Here is a 17,067-nt window from a genome sequence, read left to right as displayed (position 1 = left end):
GGTGTGGTGCGCGGTTGAGTGCCGTGATCGCGTGGAACGACTTCCTCGTGGACGCGCGTACCACTCCCGGCTGGCCGTCGACTGGGAGCAGGTGCAGGAGGAGGAACTGTGCCTGCTCGCCGAGCGCCTGACCGGGTGGCGGGAGCGGTATCCGGACGTTCTCGTGGACCGGTGCGTGGTCCACGACCGGCCGGTGCCCGCGCTGCTGAGGTTCGCCGAGCACGCCCAACTGCTGGTGGTCGGCACCCGCGGTCACGGTGCCCTCACTGGCGCGCTGCTCGGCTCGACCAGCCAGGCCCTCGTCCACCACTCGCCGTGCCCGGTGGCGGTGGTCCGGCCGACCTGACCGGCGTAGCCGGCCTGCTCCGGTGGGAAGTACCGGGGCACGTCGGCGATGTTGCGGGGTGTCGGACACCCCGCAACGTGTGGCGCCTACGCGGGTGCGTCGAGGAGTTCGGCGAGCAGGCCGCGGATACGGCGGTCGATGTCGTCGCGGATGGGGCGGACGGCGTCCACGCCCTGGCCGGCCGGGTCTTCGAGTTCCCAGTCGAGGTAGCGCTTGCCGGGGAACACGGGGCAGGTGTCGCCGCAGCCCATGGTGATGACCACGTCGGAGGCTTCGACGTCCTCGGTGGTCAGCTTGGACGGCACCTCGGCGGTGATGTCCAGGCCAAGCTCGGCCAGCGCCTCGGCGGCGGCCGGGTTGACCTTGTCGGCGGGCGCGGACCCGGCCGAGCGGACGGTGACGCGGCCCATGGCGTAGTGCTGGAGGAGCGCGGCGGCCATCTGGGAACGGCCCGCGTTGTGGACGCAGACGAACAGGACTTCGGGCTTCTTGCTGTTCAACGCGATTGTCCTTCGGTGACGGGTGCCGCGGTCGCCTCGACAGCGGACGGGGTGGGGTAGAGCGTGCGCAGCAGCGGAACGGCCACCGCGACGCCGACGAGCTGCGCCAGCACGAAGACCGGCACGGACGAGGGCGCGATACCGGCGAACGTGTCGCTGAACGCGCGGCCGACGGTGATCGCGGGGTTGGCGAAGCTGGTGGAGCTGGTGAAGAAGTACGCGGCCCCGATGTAGGCGCCCACCGCGGACGGGGCGAGCGCGGCCCTGCCCGACCTGACCAGCGAGAAGATCACCAGCAGCAGGCCGACGGTCGCGATGACCTCGGACAACCCGTGGGCGAACGTGGCACGTCCGGTCGTGCTGATGCTGACCGGTGACGCCTCGAACATGGTGTTGGCCAGCACGGCGCCGGTGATGCAGCCGAGGACCTGGACGAGCGCGTAGAACGGCACGTCACGCCACGGCAGTCCGCGGAACGCGGCGTCCACGATCGACACGGCGGGGTTGAAGTGCGCGCCGCTGATCGGCCCGAAGATCAGGATGATGGCGTAGAGGCCGACGGCGGTGGCGGCGGCGTTCTCCAGCAGTTGCAGGCCGACGTCGCCGGGGGAGAGGCGTTGGGCGGCGATGCCGGAGCCGATCACCAGGGCGGCGAGCAGCAGGCTGCCGAGATATTCGGCCAGCAGCCGGTGGGGGAGCGGGCGGGGCATTCAGGATCCCTCGGAAGCGGGGCGGACGGCGGGCACCAGGCGTTCGACGCGGTCGGCGAGGTCGCGGTAGGCGGCGTCGAACGCGTCCTCGGTGCCGACCGCGGCCGGGTCGGGCACGGACCAGTGCAGCCGGTCGGTGTGCGTGGAGTGGTCGAGTTCTTCGTGGGCGTTGTCGCACACCGCGACGACCAGGTCGTCCGGCTTCAGCACGGCGTCCAGGTGGTGGGTGCGGGCCCGGGTCAGTGACAGCCCGTGCGTGCGGGCGGTGGCGACGGCCAGCGGGTGCACGCGCTCGGCGGGCCGGGTGCCCGCACTCGCGGCGGGCACCTTGCTGTGCCGCTTCCACAGCGCGGCGGCCAGTTGTGACCGTGCGGAGTTGTGGCTGCACACGAACACCACGCGCGGCGCCTGCCGCAGTCCGGTCGGCACGAGGTCGGTGAGCGCGGCCGTGCGCAGGCGCAGGTAGGTGCGCCGGTGGTCGCCCTCCGAGCGTGACCGCTCGATCACGCCCGCCTGTTCCAGCAGCTTGACGTGGTGGGCGAGCAGGTTGCTGGGCAGCCCGAGCGCGCGACCGACCTCGCCGGGGGAGGCGTCGCCGAGCACGAGCAGGTCCACCACGGCGAGCCGGGCGGGCTCGCCGAGGGCCGCGTGCACGCGGGCACGGGCCACCGTGTCCGAAGGCCAGTCAGTAGTCATTGACTCAATCATGCTTGAGCGGGTTCGTGGCGTCAACCTGTGGCGTCGGGGAACTGCTCAATGCTCATTGAGCCAATGAACGTTGGGTGAGATCACGTACACGAACCGCTCGATCGTCTCCACCGGCGCCAGGCGCTTTGGCGCCGTGGCGGGCGCACACTGGGGGAGTGGACAAGCAGGCGGTTCACGACGACATGGAGCGGGCACGGGCCACGTTCCACGCGCTCCTGGAACAGGCGAGTGACGCCGACCTGCGCCGCAAGTCCGACGGCACGCGCTGGAACAACGAACAGCTGCTGTTCCACATGCTCCTCGGGTTCCTCGTCATCCGCGCGTTGCTCGCCCTGGTGCGCCTGTTCAGCCGACTCCCCGTCCGGATCAGCCGGGGTTTCGCCCGCCTGCTCAACGCGGGCACCAAGCCGTTCGACGCGGTGAACTTCGCCGGGTCGTGGCTGGGTGGCACGACCCTCGGCCGCCGCCGGATGGCCACGCTCTGCGACCGCGTGATCGCGGCCCTGCACCGGCGACTGGACCGCGAAACCGACACCGACCTGGCCCGCGGTATGCACTACCCGACCCGGTGGGACCCGTTCTTCCGGGACTTCATGACCCTGGCCGACGTCTACCGATTCCCCGTGCAGCACTTCGACTTCCACCACCGCCAGCTCACCCTCGAAGACCGGGGCTGACGGACCGCCTCAGCCGCCGACGTGGATGCTGGGACGTCGGTCCGGGTCGGGTTCGCTGGTGCGGATGATCTCGCGGACGACGGGGGCGGTGTCGCCGCGCCCGAGGATCAGGTAGCGGAAGAGGTGGCCGAGGGGGTTGCCCTCGCTCCACTCGAAGTGGCAGTGCGGGCGGACGCCGGTGGCGTCGCGCAGGGCCAGCAGGATCGCGGCGATGGCGTTGGGGGCGGCGGGGCTGTCGGCGCGCAGGACGCGGTGTCCGTCCACCTCCACGCCCCGGACCTGGAGGACTTCGCTGAACGCGGAGGGGTCGGCCACGTCGATCTCCAGGAACAGCACGTCGGCCTGGCCGGGCACGGGGTTCATCCCGCGCTGTTCGACCTCCTTGGCGAGGTACTCGGCGGCGTCGCCCGCCTGGCGGCGGTTGGCGATGACGGTCAGCGCGTTGTCGTGGGCGATGGACTCGGTGACGAACCGGCGCGCCCGCTCGTCGAACTCGATGTGCTCGGCGCGGAGTTCGGTGGTCCGGGAGACGCGGGAGACCAGGGACACGGCCACGATGCCGAGGATGAAGAACGCCGAGATCGCCAGGCCGTCCGGTTTCTCGATCACGTTCTCCACCAGCGCGTAGAGCATGATCAGCGTCAGCACGGTGAACGCGATCGAGGCCCTGCGCTGCCGCCGCCGTGCGGCCGAGATGGTCACCGCCACCGAAGCGGACACCATCATCGCCAGGATGCCGGTCGCGTACGCGCCGGCCTGGGCGTTCACGTCGGCGCCGAAGACGATGGTGACGAGGATGGCGATCGCGGTGTAGACGAGCACGACCGGCCGCACCGCGCGCGACCACTCCGGGGCCATGCCGTAAGACGGCAGGTAGCGCGGCACGATGTTGATCAGTCCGGCCATCGCCGAGGCGCCCGCGAACCACAGGATGAGGATGCTGCTGATGTCGTAGGCGGTGCCGACCCACTCGCCGAGCAGTTCGTGCGCCAGGTAGGCCAACGCGCGGCCGTTCGCCTCGCCGCCCGGCTCGAACTCCTCCGCCGGCACCAGGACCGTGGTGACGAAGCTCGTCGCGATGAGGTAGACGGACATGATCAGCGCGGCGGCGGTGAGCAGCTTGCGGGTGTTGCGGATGCGGTTGGCCAGCCGTTCCCCGGCGGTCTCGCCGTCGGCCGCGACCAGCGGCATCATGCTCACCCCGGTCTCGAACCCCGACAGGCCCAGCACGAGCAGCGGGAACGCGATGATCGCCGGCACGATCACGCCGCCGAAGCCGCCGCTCGCGGTCAACGCGTCCAGCCAGCGGTCGAGCGCGACGGGCTCGGCGAGCACTTCGAGCACGCCCGCGACCACGACCACCGCGTTGAGCACCAGGAAGATCGCCACCAGGGGGATGGCGACGCCGACGGCCTCGCTGAACCCGAGCAGGAACACCCCGCCGAGGATCAGCAGCAGCACGACGGTGACCAGGACTTCCTGACCGTGCAGGAACTCCGGGACGTGCGGGTTCTCCAACGCGTGCACGGTGGCGTCGGCGGACGACAGGGTGATCGTGATGATCCACGACGTGGCGACGAACCCGAGCAGCACCAGGACGAAGAGCTTGCCGCGCCAGAACGGCAGCAGGTCCTCCAGCATCGCCACGGACCCCTGGCCGTGCGGGCTCTCGTGCGCCACCCGCCGGTACATCGGCAGCATGCCGAGCAGGGTCAGCGCCACGATCAGCAGCGTGGCCAACGGCGAGATCGCCCCGGCCGCCAAGGCCGCGATACCGGGCAGATAGGACAAAGTGGAGAAGTAGTCCACACCGGTCAGGCACATGACCTTCCACCACGCCTCGGGCTTGGCGTGCTGGTGGTCGCTCTCCGGACCGGCCGGTTGCACCCGGTGTTGCAACAACCAGCGGCCGAGCCCGGTCGACGGCACGGTCGGCCGGACCGCGCTGTCCACCCGTGCGGGAACGGCGAATTCCGGCGTTTCGGTCATGCGGACTCTCCCCGTCGGTGATCGTGCTGCGGGGGAGTACAGCATGGCCGGATCTGCGGCGCGTCAGGTGGTGGCGCGGGAGTGGGAGGTCGGTTGTGCCGGGTCTGGCACCTGGGCGACCAGTTCTTCGGGCGCGGACAGCCGCCAGGCCTCGAACACCAGCTCCGACAGCTCGTCGGCCTCGATGCCCGCCAGGTAGACCACGACCCAGCCGAAACCACCGGCCGTGAACTGCTCCTCGAAGACCTCCGGCCGTTCCGCGACCAGCGCCAGCTGCTCGGACAGGGTCTGCTTCAGGCCCACGGTCTGCGTGCGCGGCCAGTAGTACCCGAACCGCTTGCCGCGCACGCTGAAAGAGCTGTACTGCCCGCTTTCCGCGCGCTCGACGTCCACGAGCGCGTTCACGATCCGGAAGAACTCGTCACTACCCACAGCCACCGCGCGCCCCCTGATAAGTCTTACTCCGCAGTGTAAGTCTCACTTCGCGGCGGCACGGACTTGAGGGAGACGACCGCCGCGACGGCACCCAGTGCGGCGAGGACGGCGAACACCGCCGGGTAGCCGCCGAGCGTCCCGGCGAGCGCGGTCGCGGCCCAGGGGGCAACGGCGGCGGTGACGGTCAGCGGGAAGTGGAGGAGGCCGCTGAGGCGTCCGTAGTGGGCGTTGCCCCAGCGGTCGGAGACGGCGGTCGCGTGGACGAGGGTGAACATGCCCCGAACGGCGCCCGTCAGGACAGCGACGGCGATCAACACGACCGCGGGGCCGGGGATCAGTCCTAAGAGGAGGGTACTGGCGGAGGCGGTCAGCAGAATGCCCGCTGTTCTGGCGCGCACGCTGGTTCTGGCCACCAATCGGCCGTAACCGATGCGTCCGACGACTTGGCCGACGCCTCCCAGTCCCAGTGCCCAAGCAGCGGTGGTCGTGGACAAGCCGCGCTCGGCGAACAGCGGCACGAGGGCGACGACGATCGCGTAGATGGCCAGTGCGCCGAGGCTCATCGAGACGGTCAGCAGCACGAACGGTCGGCTGCGGGCGATCGTGGTCGGATGGCGGGCGTCCGTCGCGGCCGGGTGGGCGGGCCACGGCAGCCGCAGGCCGAACAGGTGCGCGGGCACCGTGAGCACAGCCAGCAGCGCGGCGAGCACCAGGTACGTCTCCCGCCAGGTGGAGTGGGCGGCCAACGCAGCGGTGAGCGGGGCGAACACCGTGCTCGCCAACCCGCCCGCCAGCGTCACGGCGGTCATCGCCGCCACCCGGCGTTCCTCACCGTGCCAGCGGGTGAGAGCGGCGAACGCCGGCTGGTACAGCACCCCGGCCATGGCCACGCCGACCAGCACCCACCCCGCGTAGAACCACGGCAACGACCGCGCCGCCGCGACCACCGCCAACGCGACCACCGCGAGCAACGACCCGACCGTCATCACCACGCGCGGCCCGTGCCGGTCGAGCAGCCTGCCGACCGGCATCCCGACCACCGCGCTGACCAACTGCGCCACCGAGAACGCGCCGATGACCGCCGTGCCGGACCAGCCCGTGTCGGCCACGATGGTCGGCGCGAGCACCGGGAAGCCGTAGAACAGCACACCCCAGCCGGTGAGCTGGGTCAGGCACAGCACCACCAGCACCCGGCGCGGTCCGGCGTGCCCCCCGATCACGCCGGGCCGCTCGACGTCAGACCCGCGCACTCGGTGCCGTCAGGGTCAGGTCCGCCACCGCCAGGCCACCGCAGCACCCGCCCGAGGACTCCGGCTCGGCGATGTCGAACACCCCGGACCCGCCGCACACGCCGGTCTCCGGCAACGTCAGCTCGACCTTCGCCGCCGACTCGTGGTCACCCGCGATCTCGGCGACGACGCTGCGCACCTGTTCGAAGCCGGTCAGTGCGAGGAACGTCGGCGCGCGGCCGTAGCTCTTCATGCCCACCAGGTAGACGCCGGGCTCGGGGTGGCGCAGTTCGTTCGCGCCGTGCGGGTAGACGGTGCCGCACGAGTGCGCGTTCGGGTCGATGAGCGGAGCCAGCTTGGTGGGTGCCTGGAGCACCGGGTCGAGGTCCAGCCGCACTTCGGACAGCCACGAGTGGTCCGGCCGGAACCCGGTCAGCGACACGACTTCGTCCACCGGGTCGAGCCGGTGCCCGTCCTGCGAGACCAGCACCACCCGGTCACCGTCGCGCTCGACCGCCGCGGTGCGGAACCCGGTGACCACCTCGACGTGCCCGGCCTTCGCCGCCGCCTGCGCCTTGAGGCCCAACGCGCCGCGCGCCGGCAACTGGTCGGCCTCGCCGCCACCGAACACGGCGCCGACCGTGCCGCGGCGCAGCAGCCACGTCACGTGCGTGCCGGGGTGCCGTTCGGCCAAGTCCGCCAGCGTGACCAGGGCGGTGAGCGCGGAGTGCCCGCTACCCGCCACCGCGATCCGCTTGCCCGCGTACCGCTCGACCTCGTTGACCACGTCCGGCACGCGGTAGCCGATCCGGTCCGCCGCCTCCCGCTCACCGGCCGCCGGCAGCCCGTCGCCGCCCAGCGGGTTCGGCGAGCCCCACGTGCCCGACGCGTCGACCACCGCCCGTGCGGTGATCCGCTCGCCGCCCTCGACGTGCACGGTCAACGGCTCGCTGTCCCGGCCCGCGTCCACGACCCGGTCCCGTCCACGGCGGGCGACACCGACCACGCGGGCGTTCACCCGGACGTGGTCGCCCAACGCCTCGGCCAGCGGGACCAGGTACTGCGCGGCCCACTCCTCGCCGGTGGGGTAGCCGTCGGGGTTCGGCGCGCGCCACCCGGTGCCCTCCAGCAGCCGGCGCGCGGCCGGGTCGATCAGCTCCGACCACTGCGAGAACAGCCGGACGTGCCGCCACTGCGCCACCGCCGCACCCGCCTGCGGGCCCGCTTCCAGCACCAACGGCCGCAACCCGCGCTCCAGCAGGCGGGCCGCCGCCGCCAGACCGACCGGCCCCGCACCGACCACGACCACGGAGAGCTCGTCCACCAGGCACCTCTTCCATCGGTGTTTCTCGATCGAACGAGGAGCAATCTATCGAGGAACGTAGATCGATGCAACCATCGGTATTTGTCGATACTCTGATGCCATGACGACGACGCTGCCCGCGGTCGTCCTGGGCCTCGCGGCCGAGGACGCCACCACCTACGCCGAGTGGTTCGCCTGCCTGGCCGACCCGACCCGCGTTCGGCTGCTGCACACCGTCGCCACCCACCCCGGTGAGATCACCGTGGGCGCGCTCACCGAGGCCGTCGGCGTCAGCCAGTCCACCTGCTCGCACCACCTGCGCAAGCTCGCCGACGTCGGTTTCGTCCGCCTCCGCAAGGAGGGCACCGCCACCCTGGTCTCGGTCAACCCCGCGTGCTGCACCGGCCTGCCGCACGCCGCCGACGCCGTCATGGGCACCATCGTCACCCGCCCGTGCTGCCCGACCGACCTGCCCACCGACGTCACCGTCCGCGCCCTGAGCGAACAGGACTGGCCCGACGTCCGCCGCATCTACGGCGAGGGCATCGCCACCCGCAACGCCACCTTCGAGACCGAGACCCCCAGCCGCCGCACCCTCGAATCGAAGTGGCTACCCGACCACCGCTGGGTCGCCGTCATCGACGGCCAAGTCGCCGGCTGGGCCGCCGCCACCCCCGTCTCACCCCGCGAGTGCTACTCCGGCGTAGCCGAAACCTCCGTCTACGTAGCCGAGGCCTTCCGCGGCCGAGGCGTAGGCAAAACCCTGCTGCACAAGCAAGTCACCGCCGCCGACGAGGCCGGCCTGTGGACCCTCCAGACCTCGATCTTCCCCGAGAACCGCGCCAGCATCGCCCTGCACCACTCGGCCGGCTTCCGCACCGTAGGCGTCCGCGAACGCATCGCCCAACACCACGGCACCTGGCGCGACACCGTCATGCTCGAACGCCGAACCCCCTCCACCCCCACCTGCTAAACCCCCGCGTGCCCTACCTTCAGAACGCGCGTGTCCTACGTTCAGAACGCGCGTGTCCTACGTTCAGAACACCCGAGTTGAACACTCAGAACGCGCTTGGCGCTGCACCACCCGACCGAACAGGGGGCACGGACCGGTGGACGACGGCGAGAAAGACGCCTTGACGATGTTCCTGGACGCGCAGCGCGGCGCCGTGCTCGCGATCCTCGAAGGCCTCGACGACGAAGCGTTGACGACAGCGGTCCTGCCCTCGGGGTGGACACCGCTGGGCATGGTCGAACACCTCGGTTACGCCGAACGGCACTGGTTCCAGGAGGTGCTCACCGGGCACGCCGACCCGTTGCCGTGGTCGGACGACCCGGAGCCGCTCACCACGCCGCGACCCGCGTCCGAGGTCTTCACGTTCTACCGGGCCCAGTGCGAGCGCTCGAACGCGCTCCTCGCCGCCACGCCGCTGTCGACGCCCCCGCGAGGACACCACCCCGGCGACTTCGGCGACGAGGTCACCGATCTGCGCCGGATCGTCCTGCACATGATCGAGGAGACCGCACGCCACGCCGGCCACCTCGACGCCGTGCGTGAACTGATCGACGGGAAGACGGGACTCGGTCCTCGCTAACGGCCGGGTGTCACCGCGCGCCGGATCATCAACGTCGGCGTGATCGGGCGGAGCAGTCCCAGCGCGGTCGCCAACCGGGGCAGGTGGTCGCCCGGTTCGTGGATCCCCCATCCTTGGCGGAAGCGCTCGCCGGACGTTCGGCGACGGGGGCGATGTCGGTTCAGCATCCGAACAGGTGACAGATCTCGAACGTGCACCCAAGCGGGGGCGAGGCAGCCCGCGAATTCCTGTCCCGCAAGCCCACCGTGGTCGCGGTGGAGCGGGAGCGTTACGTCACCGGCGACACGATCCTGTTCATCGTCGACTGGACGATCACCAGCAACGACCACTTGTCCGCGATGCGGTCCAGGATCTGGCGCACCTCGCAGTCGGCCCTGGTGTCCCACTGCCGGGCCCCGTGGTCCTCGGTATCACCGCAGAGACTCGGTGACTTCAAAGTGCCTTCTTCCGCAACGTTGCATGGTCACTGATCATGCTTTTACGTACAAGAGGGAACTTACGTGCCAAAAGGTAACCGCCCCCGGCGGTGTGGGCACCACTCCCCTCGGGTCTTCCTACAAGGAGTTGGCTGAAGTGTCCGCGACACCGCAGAGTCCACCGGTCGACGGTGGCCCCGTCCGCATGAGCGCACGCGCCCGCGCACTGCTGTTCGTGCTGTGCGGCTCGATCTTCCTCGAAGGTGTCGACATCTCGATGCTGGGTGTCGCACTACCCGCCATCAAGGCGGATCTCGGCATGGCACCCGGCGAACTCCAGTGGGTCGTCAGCGCCTACGCGCTCGCCTACGGCGGCTTCATGCTGCTCGGCGGTCGTGCCGCCGACCTGCTCGGCCGCCGGAAGATGTTCGTGTTCTGGCTGGCCGTGTTCGTCGTGTTCTCCGGTCTCGGCGGTCTGGCCGGCGAGGGCTGGATGCTGATCACCGCCCGCGCGATCACCGGTCTGGCCGCGGCGTTCATGACGCCCGCCGGTCTGTCCCTGATCACGAGCAGCTTCGCCGAAGGCCCGCTGCGCAACCGCGCGCTGCTCTGGTACGCGGGCACCGCGGCGGGCGGCTTCTCGCTCGGCCTCGTCGTCGGCGGTCTGCTGACCGCGCTCGGCTGGCGCTGGGTGTTCTTCGCACCCGTCATCCTCGCGGTGATCATCCTGGTCATGGCGGTCAAGCTGATCGAGCGCGACGAGGCTCCGGAGCGCGTGCCTGGGCAGAAGTACGACGTGTTCGGCGCGGTCACCATGACCCTCGGCGCGGTCGGCCTGGTCTACACCGTGGTGGTGGCTCCGGAGGTTCCGGTCAGCGAGACGGTCCTGACGGCGGTGATCAGCATCGCGCTGCTGGTGGCGTTCGTGATCGCGGAACGCCGGTCCGCCGAGCCGCTGGTCCGGCTCGGCATCTTCCGCAGCGCGAGCCTGGTGCGGGCGAACATCGCCACCGTGCTGTTCGCCGGGTCGTTCTTCGGGTTCCAGTTCATCGCGGTGCTGTACATGCAGGACCTGCGGGACTGGACCGCGTTGGAGACCGGTGTCGCGATGCTGGTCATCGGCATCGACTCGGTGCTCGCACCGACGTTGACGCCGAAGCTGGTCGACAAGTTCGGCAACCCCAAGGTCCTGTTCGTCGGCTTCATCGGCGCGCTGGTCGCGTACGCGCTGTTCCTCGACATCCCGGCGGACGCGAACTACTGGACCGCGATGTTCCCGACCATGGTGCTACTCGGCCTGGCGTTCACCCTGGTCTACGGCCCGTTGACGATCGTCGCCGTGGAAGGCGTCGACGACGAGGAGCAGGGTCTGGCGGGCGGCATCTGGAACACGTCGTTCCAGTTCGGCGCCGCGCTGGGACTGGCCCTGGCCGCGTCGCTGAGCGTGGCGGCGGGCACCGCCGAAGGCGGACTGCTGGAGGGCTTCCACAGCGCTCTGATGGTGCCGGTGATCGCGACGGCGGCGGCCGTGGTGGTCGTGGCGACCGGGCTGTTCGGCAAGAAGCCGGCCGTGGAGCCGGTCGCCGAGCCCGCCGCCCAACCGGCGGGCTGATCGACGCACGACCGACCACCGGACCCGGCCCGCGGACGATCGCGGGCCGGGTCCGGTGGCCCACAGCCATCGACGGGGCGCGATGTGGGATCGGCCTGGATTTGATTTCGCAATGGCGTTCCATCGGGTAGTGCGAAAACGGGCCCGGAGTCGTCGCCGACTCCGGGCCCGTCAGTGTGTAACGGCGTTGTCTTCAGGGTTCCGGTCAGAACGCCTGGTTCGCGAAACCCTTTCGCGCCGCCGCCGACAGGAACGACTGCCACGCCGCGCTGCTGGTGTGCGGATCGCCCGTGACGGCGAGCCGGGACTTGGCGGTGTTGAACGCGCTCTGCGTCAGCGGACCCCAGTCGCCGTCCACCGCCAGGCCCGAGCTCATGAAGTTGTTGCACAGCGCCTGGACGAACTTCGTGTCGCTCTCCGACCCCGTCACGCAGCGGACCGGCAGGCCGCCGAAATCGGAGTGGATGTGGTCGGCGTGGTCGGCGTTGTACCAACCGTCCAACGCGTACCGGAACCGCCGCCGGCACACCGCGTCCACCGCCAGGTAGCGGCGCCGGGTGGCGAGCGTGCCGGACGCGTGGTCGCGGTCCAGCGGCGACGAGACCTGCCCGCCGCTCCACCGGACGTGGTCCAGGTCCATCGCGGTGCCCGCGCCGTGCTCGCCCGGCTTGTTCACGTAGAAGCCCGCCGACACCAGGTAGGTGATGCTGCCGTACGCCGACGACAGCGACCGCAGGTCGCGGATCCACAGCACCAGGCTGTCGTAGAAGGACTGGGTGGCCTGCCAGTTGCGCAACGTCGTGTTGCCGCGGCTGGACCGCCAGTAGTAGACCGGGGTGCCGTCGATCCGGCTGAACGTGATCATCGGGCCGCCTCCACGGTGATCAGCCGGCCGCCGGTGAACCAGCCGGACCGGGTGCCCGCGACACCCAGAGCCTTGGCGTCCTGCGGCACGGCCGGGCGGGTCCGGTCCGCGTCCAGCACGCCGGTGAGCGGGGTGGCGTCGACGATCTCGTTGCCGACCCAGTGCACGCGGCCGTCCACCAGCGCCAGCCCGCGCACCGCGACACCGTCCAGGCGGGGTCGGGTGGTCCACGTGACACCGTCGCGCGAGGTGTGCAGGACCGTGCCGGAAATGTCCACGGCCGCCGCGATCCAGCCGTCGGCCGTGGTGGCGACGGCGGTGGCGGACAGGCCGTCGGTCCACTCCAGACCGCGGACCGGGACGGTGTTCCAGCCCGACGCGGTGCGGCGGGCGGCGATGCGGACCACCGAAGCGCGTTCGCGCTTCACCACGGAGCCCAGCGCCAGGCCGTTGCCGACGGCGGTGAACTCCGAGCGCACGCCGTGCAGCCGCCGGGCTTCGCGCCACGTGACGGCGTCGGCGGATTCCCAGATCGTGGCGATCGGGTCACCGCTCACCGCGCCGACAGCGGTGAAGGCGGCGCCGTCGCCGGTGACGTCCACCAGGTCCGCGCCGGCGAGGCCGTCGGTGATGCGCACCGAACCGGTTTCGTCGACCAGGACCCACTGGCCGTCTCGCTGGGCCAAGAGCAGGGGAGTGCCGTCGGGCGCGAGTAAGACGCCCGCGGTGGAGCCGGGGTTGTCGGAGGTGTCGCCCGACGCGGGTGCCGCGGCAGCCGCGTGGGCCGGTAATGCGCTGGTGATGGCCGCGGTGGCGGCGGCACCCAGCACGAACGTTCGCCGATTGAGCACGTCAGTCCTTTCGGGGGCAGGGGGAAGTGCTGACGTGGAGCAGGGCAGGTTGGAAGTTTTCCAACGAACAAAGTATTGGGCCGGCCTACCGCCGCGGCAATGGCCCGTTCCGCCCAAACCGCTCGTCACCCCTGGGCGATTCGGTAGGCTCCGGGTGTTCGCGACTGGCGTGTCGAGGGTGGGAACGACCACCGGGGAGCGTTGAGCCGGATCGCACCGCGCGCCTGGGTGCTACGGCAGCGCCCCCGCGCGCGTGGAGGTCGTCGTGCACGAACCCGCCATCCCGTCGTTGACCGGTGCCGACCCCGAGGTCGCCCGGCTGGTCCAGGCGGAGGCGCGCCGCCAGTTCGAGAAGGTCCGCCTGATCGCCTCGGAGAACTACGTCTCGACCGCCGTCCTCGAAGCCACCGGCTCGGTGTTGACCAACAAGTACTCCGAGGGCTACGCGGGCCGCCGCTACTACGAGGGCCAGCAGGTGGTCGACCCGGTCGAGGAGTTGGCCGTGGCGCGGGCGAAGGCGCTGTTCGGCGCCGACCACGCCAACGTCCAGCCCTACTCCGGCTCCCCGGCCAACCTCGCCGTCTACATGGCCTTCCTGGACCCCGGCGACACCGTCATGGGCATGGCCCTCCCGGCCGGCGGCCACCTGACCCACGGCTGGGGCGTCTCGGCCACCGGCAAGTGGTTCCGCAGCGTCCAGTACGGCGTCCGCAAGGACACCGGCGTGGTCGACCTCGACGAGGTCCGCGACCTGGCCCGCGCCGAACACCCGAAGGTGATCTTCTGCGGCGGCACGGCCATCCCGCGCACCATCGACTTCCCCGCCTTCGCCGAGATCGCCGACGAGGTCGGCGCGGTCCTGGCGGCCGACATCGCGCACATCGCGGGTCTCGTCGCGGGCGGCGCGCACCCGTCACCGGTGGGCCACGCCCAGGTGATCACCACGACCACCCACAAGACCTTGCGCGGCCCGCGCGGCGCGATGATCCTCACCGACGCCGCCCACGCCAAGCCGATCGACAAGGCGGTGTTCCCCGGCCTCCAAGGCGGCCCGCACAACCACACCACCGCCGCCATCGCGGTCGCGCTGGGCGAGGCGTTGGAGCCGTCCTTCGGCCTCTACGCGCACGCCATCGTGCAGAACGCCCGCGCGCTGGCCGTCGCCCTGCTCGACCGGGGCTTCGACCTGGTCTCCGGCGGCACCGACAACCACCTCGTCCTGGTCGACCTGACCGGCAAGGGCATCGCCGGCAAGCCCGCCGCCAAAGCCCTCGACCGGGCCGGCATCGAGGCCAACTACAACACCGTCCCGTTCGACCCGCGCAAGCCGTTCGACCCGTCCGGCGTGCGCCTCGGCACGGCCGCCATCACCACCCGCGGCCTCACCGCCGACCACATGCCGAAGATCGCGGAGTGGATCGACCGCGCCGTCCGGGTCGCCGACGACGGGCCGGAACTCGACCGCATCGCCGCCGAGGTGGCCGACCTGATGGCGGGCTACCCGATGCCCGGCTGGGCGTAGCGGACCACGTCGGCCAACCGCGCCACGTCCGCCCGGAACGTCTCGTGCCGGACGGTGACGTGATCGGCGACGTGACCGGTCCCCCGTAGCTGGTCGACGGGCAGCACGGCCCCGTCGACCAGCACCGGGATCACCGGCACCGAACGCTCGGCCGCCCGGTCCACCTCGGCGCGGATCAGATCGGTCGGCGCCCACTCCGGCCCGACGACGGCGAGCAGCACGTCGCACTCGCCGACGTCACCGACCACCGACCGGCCGATGTCGTCGAGCCGGTCCGCGATGCGCCCCGCGAGGTGCAGGTCCTGCGGACGCCGGTAGCTCAGGAACAGCCGGGCGGGCCGTTGCGCGGGCAGGTCGATCCCGGCCAGCACCGCGAACGCCCGGTCCCGCACGTCGACGGCTTCCAGCCCGCACCGGGCGAGCAGGTCCAGCGCCACACCGTCATCGAGAGCGAGCACGCCGAGCAGCAGGTGCTCGGTGCCGACGTGCCGGTGCTCCAACGCCAGCGCCTCCCGCACCGCCAACGCCAACGCCCGCTTCGCGCCCGGCGTGAACGGCAGGTGACCGGGCACCGGCACGCTGCCGCACCCGGCCACCTCCCGCACGTTCGCCCGGCACCCGTGCAGGGACAACCCGAACGACACCAGCACCGACGAGGCCGCACCACCCTCGCCGATCAGCCCCAGCAACAGGTGCTCGGTGCCGATGGCGGTGTGGTTGAACCTTCGCGCCTCCTGGAGGGCCAACACGGAAACCCGGCGCGCGCCCTCGGTAAATCGTTCCAACATCAGTCCTTCGTCACCGCATCGACCAGCCGTGCCACATCCGCGCGGACACTTTCACGCCGCCCGGGGCTGTGGTCGAGGCGCCTGGCCTTCTCGTGCGCGCGGCTGAACACCTGTCTCAGGTCTGCGCTGACCCTGTCGGACACCCGGCACCTCTCCGTGCGATCAGGCTGTAACCACACCATCGCATCGAGTTTCCGGGTGTTACCGGAATTTGTCAGTAGCCGCGCGCCTTGCTTCGGTCATCGCATCACTCCCGCCGTGAGCGGTTTCGGGGATGAGCACCAGCTCGGCGTCCGGCCAGACATGGGCCAGGTCGAACGGTGTGCCGAGCAGATTCCCCAGGTCCAGCACTCCTTGAACGATCACGCCCGGGATGCCCGCGAGCTTCCGCGCTTCCTCCAGGACGATCCCCTCCGGCAGCCACGACCCGTGCGCCCAGTAGTGGGTGACAAGTCGGGCGAACGCCAGTCCGTACTCCGGAGGTTCGAAGCGCAGACCGCCGGACGCCAGAGGCTGCAACGCGTCCTCCCACGCGCACCACTCGGCCGCCGCCCGGTTGTGCACCGCCGGGTCGGGGGAGAGGAGCAACTCCAGGTACCCCGCCGCCGGATCGCCGGACGGCACCAGTTCGCGGAACCGGGCGTGCGCCTCCGGGAACATCGGGCCCAGCCCGGTCGTCAACAGGTCCGTCTCCGCCCGCCGCCCGGTCGCCACGCCCGCGTGCACCATCTCCGACACCTGGTGCGGGAAGCGTTCCGCGTACACGAGGCCGAGCACCGAGCCCCACGACGCCGCGAACAACAGCCACTTGTCGATGCCCAGGAACTCGCGCAGCCGCTCCATGTCGCCGATCAGGTGATCGGTGGTGTTGGTGGACAGGTCCACCACCGGCTGACCGGCGTGCGGCGTGCTCCGCCCGGCCCCGCGCTGGTCGAACAGCACCACCCGGTACGCCCGCGGGTCGAAGTACCGGCGGGCCCGGGTCGTGCACCCGGACCCGGGCCCGCCGTGCAGCACCACGGCCGGTTTGCCGTCCGGGTTGCCGCACACCTCCCAGTACACGTGGTGCCCGTCGCCGACGTCGAGCATCCCGTGGTCGTACGGCTCGATCTCCGGGTACAGCACGATCTGCCCCCTCTTGCAGATATGACAGTGCTGTTACATTAGCGCTTACGCGACCGTGGGGTACATCGACCGCACATCCGCGCCGCCGGCCCACAGCCCGATGGCGAACGCGGTCATCGCCTCCAGCAGCTCGGCCCGCTCCAGCGGTCCGCCGTCCACCGGCGCGCACCCGATCGACCGCACCAACGCCCGCACGACCTCCACCGCTCCGGCCGAATCGCCGCACAACGGCACCCCGAGCGGCCGTCCCTCGAACGTCAACGACGGCAGCCGCCACACGTCCTCGTGACAGAGGTTGAACGCGTTTCGCTGGAGCCGACGCTAAAGGGCCCGACAGGCACCGAACGGTGTCCACGGCAGGGAGCCGCCCATGACCTTCCTCGCCGACTGCCGCGCGCG

The 17,067-nt window shown here is 70.9% G+C and carries 19 protein-coding genes and 1 riboswitch; of the genes, 6 read left to right on the top strand and 13 right to left on the bottom strand.

Translation table 11 applies throughout. The features are described 5' to 3' along the window. Positions 1–31: 31 nt before the first annotated feature. Positions 32–346, top strand: a complete 315-nt coding sequence (locus ALI22I_RS30115) for a universal stress protein (RefSeq protein WP_077008914.1) — start codon at positions 32–34, stop codon at positions 344–346. An 86-nt stretch (positions 347–432) separates the two neighbouring features. Here ALI22I_RS30115 and ALI22I_RS30110 read toward each other — a convergent pair whose 3' ends face one another. From ALI22I_RS30110 to ALI22I_RS30100, 3 genes are read right to left on the bottom strand one after another with little or no spacing between them, the layout of a single operon-like run. After that, positions 433–846, bottom strand: coding sequence for an arsenate-mycothiol transferase ArsC (locus ALI22I_RS30110; protein ID WP_274523006.1), 414 nt, complete (start codon positions 844–846; stop codon positions 433–435). Continuing rightward, positions 843–1,556: an MIP/aquaporin family protein gene (locus ALI22I_RS30105; RefSeq protein ID WP_077008913.1), complete on the bottom strand. Its 714-nt coding sequence runs from the start codon at positions 1,554–1,556 to the stop codon at positions 843–845. Before ALI22I_RS30105 ends, ALI22I_RS30110 begins: the two co-directional genes overlap by 4 nt. After that, on the bottom strand, positions 1,557–2,252 hold the full coding sequence (locus ALI22I_RS30100) for an arsenate reductase/protein-tyrosine-phosphatase family protein (protein ID WP_077008912.1): 696 nt from the start codon (positions 2,250–2,252) through the stop codon (positions 1,557–1,559). A gap of 167 nt (positions 2,253–2,419) precedes the next feature. Between ALI22I_RS30100 and ALI22I_RS30095 the strand changes: the two genes are divergently transcribed. Then, positions 2,420–2,941, top strand: coding sequence for a DinB family protein (locus ALI22I_RS30095; RefSeq protein WP_077008911.1), 522 nt, complete (start codon positions 2,420–2,422; stop codon positions 2,939–2,941). 9 nt (positions 2,942–2,950) lie between these two features. Here ALI22I_RS30095 and ALI22I_RS30090 read toward each other — a convergent pair whose 3' ends face one another. The 4 genes from ALI22I_RS30090 to ALI22I_RS30075 all read right to left on the bottom strand — a co-directional run bounded on the left by ALI22I_RS30090 (position 2,951) and on the right by ALI22I_RS30075 (position 7,918). Further along, positions 2,951–4,930, bottom strand: coding sequence for an amino acid transporter (locus ALI22I_RS30090; protein WP_077008910.1), 1,980 nt, complete (start codon positions 4,928–4,930; stop codon positions 2,951–2,953). 63 nt (positions 4,931–4,993) lie between these two features. Beyond that, entirely contained in the window at positions 4,994–5,368 is a 375-nt protein-coding gene (locus ALI22I_RS30085; protein WP_077008909.1) for an MmcQ/YjbR family DNA-binding protein, read from the bottom strand. A 20-nt stretch (positions 5,369–5,388) separates the two neighbouring features. Further along, positions 5,389–6,585 carry an MFS transporter gene (locus tag ALI22I_RS30080; protein ID WP_443216977.1) on the bottom strand — a complete coding sequence of 399 codons (1,197 nt, stop codon included), beginning with the start codon at positions 6,583–6,585 and terminating at the stop codon, positions 5,389–5,391. 16 nt (positions 6,586–6,601) lie between these two features. Beyond that, positions 6,602–7,918 (bottom strand): FAD-dependent oxidoreductase, encoded by a 1,317-nt coding sequence (locus ALI22I_RS30075; RefSeq protein ID WP_077008908.1) that lies wholly within the window; start codon positions 7,916–7,918, stop codon positions 6,602–6,604. 100 nt (positions 7,919–8,018) lie between these two features. Here ALI22I_RS30075 and ALI22I_RS30070 point away from each other — a divergent pair, with 100 nt between their 5' ends. Further along, positions 8,019–8,870, top strand: coding sequence for a helix-turn-helix domain-containing GNAT family N-acetyltransferase (locus ALI22I_RS30070; RefSeq protein ID WP_143532508.1), 852 nt, complete (start codon positions 8,019–8,021; stop codon positions 8,868–8,870). Positions 8,871–9,006: 136 nt separating this feature from the next. After that, positions 9,007–9,489: a DinB family protein gene (locus ALI22I_RS30065; RefSeq protein ID WP_202971102.1), complete on the top strand. Its 483-nt coding sequence runs from the start codon at positions 9,007–9,009 to the stop codon at positions 9,487–9,489. 268 nt (positions 9,490–9,757) lie between these two features. On the opposite strand, the gene ALI22I_RS30060 is transcribed toward ALI22I_RS30065, so the two are convergent. After that, entirely contained in the window at positions 9,758–9,925 is a 168-nt protein-coding gene (locus tag ALI22I_RS30060; protein ID WP_238598644.1) for a hypothetical protein, read from the bottom strand. Between the two features lie 185 nt (positions 9,926–10,110). On the opposite strand from ALI22I_RS30060, the gene ALI22I_RS30055 reads away from it, so the two are divergent. Continuing rightward, complete coding sequence (locus ALI22I_RS30055) at positions 10,111–11,517, top strand: MFS transporter (protein ID WP_077008906.1); 1,407 nt, start codon at positions 10,111–10,113, stop codon at positions 11,515–11,517. A gap of 205 nt (positions 11,518–11,722) precedes the next feature. On the opposite strand, the gene ALI22I_RS30050 is transcribed toward ALI22I_RS30055, so the two are convergent. Next, positions 11,723–12,382, bottom strand: coding sequence for an extensin family protein (locus ALI22I_RS30050; RefSeq protein ID WP_077008905.1), 660 nt, complete (start codon positions 12,380–12,382; stop codon positions 11,723–11,725). Continuing rightward, positions 12,379–13,233, bottom strand: a complete 855-nt coding sequence (locus ALI22I_RS30045) for a hypothetical protein (RefSeq protein WP_077008904.1) — start codon at positions 13,231–13,233, stop codon at positions 12,379–12,381. Before ALI22I_RS30045 ends, ALI22I_RS30050 begins: the two co-directional genes overlap by 4 nt. 150 nt (positions 13,234–13,383) lie before the next feature. Next, positions 13,384–13,470: riboswitch (ZMP/ZTP riboswitch) on the top strand. 28 nt (positions 13,471–13,498) lie between these two features. On the opposite strand from ALI22I_RS30045, the gene glyA reads away from it, so the two are divergent. Then, a complete protein-coding gene (gene glyA, locus ALI22I_RS30040) occupies positions 13,499–14,755 on the top strand; it encodes a serine hydroxymethyltransferase (protein ID WP_077008903.1) in 1,257 nt (418 codons plus the stop codon). Here the strand turns inward: glyA and ALI22I_RS30035 are convergent. From ALI22I_RS30035 to ALI22I_RS30020, 3 genes are all read right to left on the bottom strand, one after another. After that, on the bottom strand, positions 14,731–15,543 hold the full coding sequence (locus ALI22I_RS30035) for a Clp protease N-terminal domain-containing protein (protein ID WP_077008902.1): 813 nt from the start codon (positions 15,541–15,543) through the stop codon (positions 14,731–14,733). The genes glyA and ALI22I_RS30035 overlap by 25 nt on opposite strands. A 201-nt stretch (positions 15,544–15,744) precedes the next feature. Beyond that, positions 15,745–16,668 (bottom strand): prolyl aminopeptidase, encoded by a 924-nt coding sequence (gene pip, locus ALI22I_RS30025; RefSeq protein ID WP_077008900.1) that lies wholly within the window; start codon positions 16,666–16,668, stop codon positions 15,745–15,747. 45 nt (positions 16,669–16,713) lie between these two features. Then, positions 16,714–16,947, bottom strand: a complete 234-nt coding sequence (locus tag ALI22I_RS30020; RefSeq protein ID WP_077008899.1) for a hypothetical protein — start codon at positions 16,945–16,947, stop codon at positions 16,714–16,716. Between the last annotated feature and the right edge of the window lie 120 nt (positions 16,948–17,067).

Source organism: Saccharothrix sp. ALI-22-I, assembly GCF_001984175.1.
GTDB lineage: Bacteria > Actinomycetota > Actinomycetes > Mycobacteriales > Pseudonocardiaceae > Actinosynnema.
This window is presented reverse-complemented; position numbering and strand designations above follow the sequence as displayed.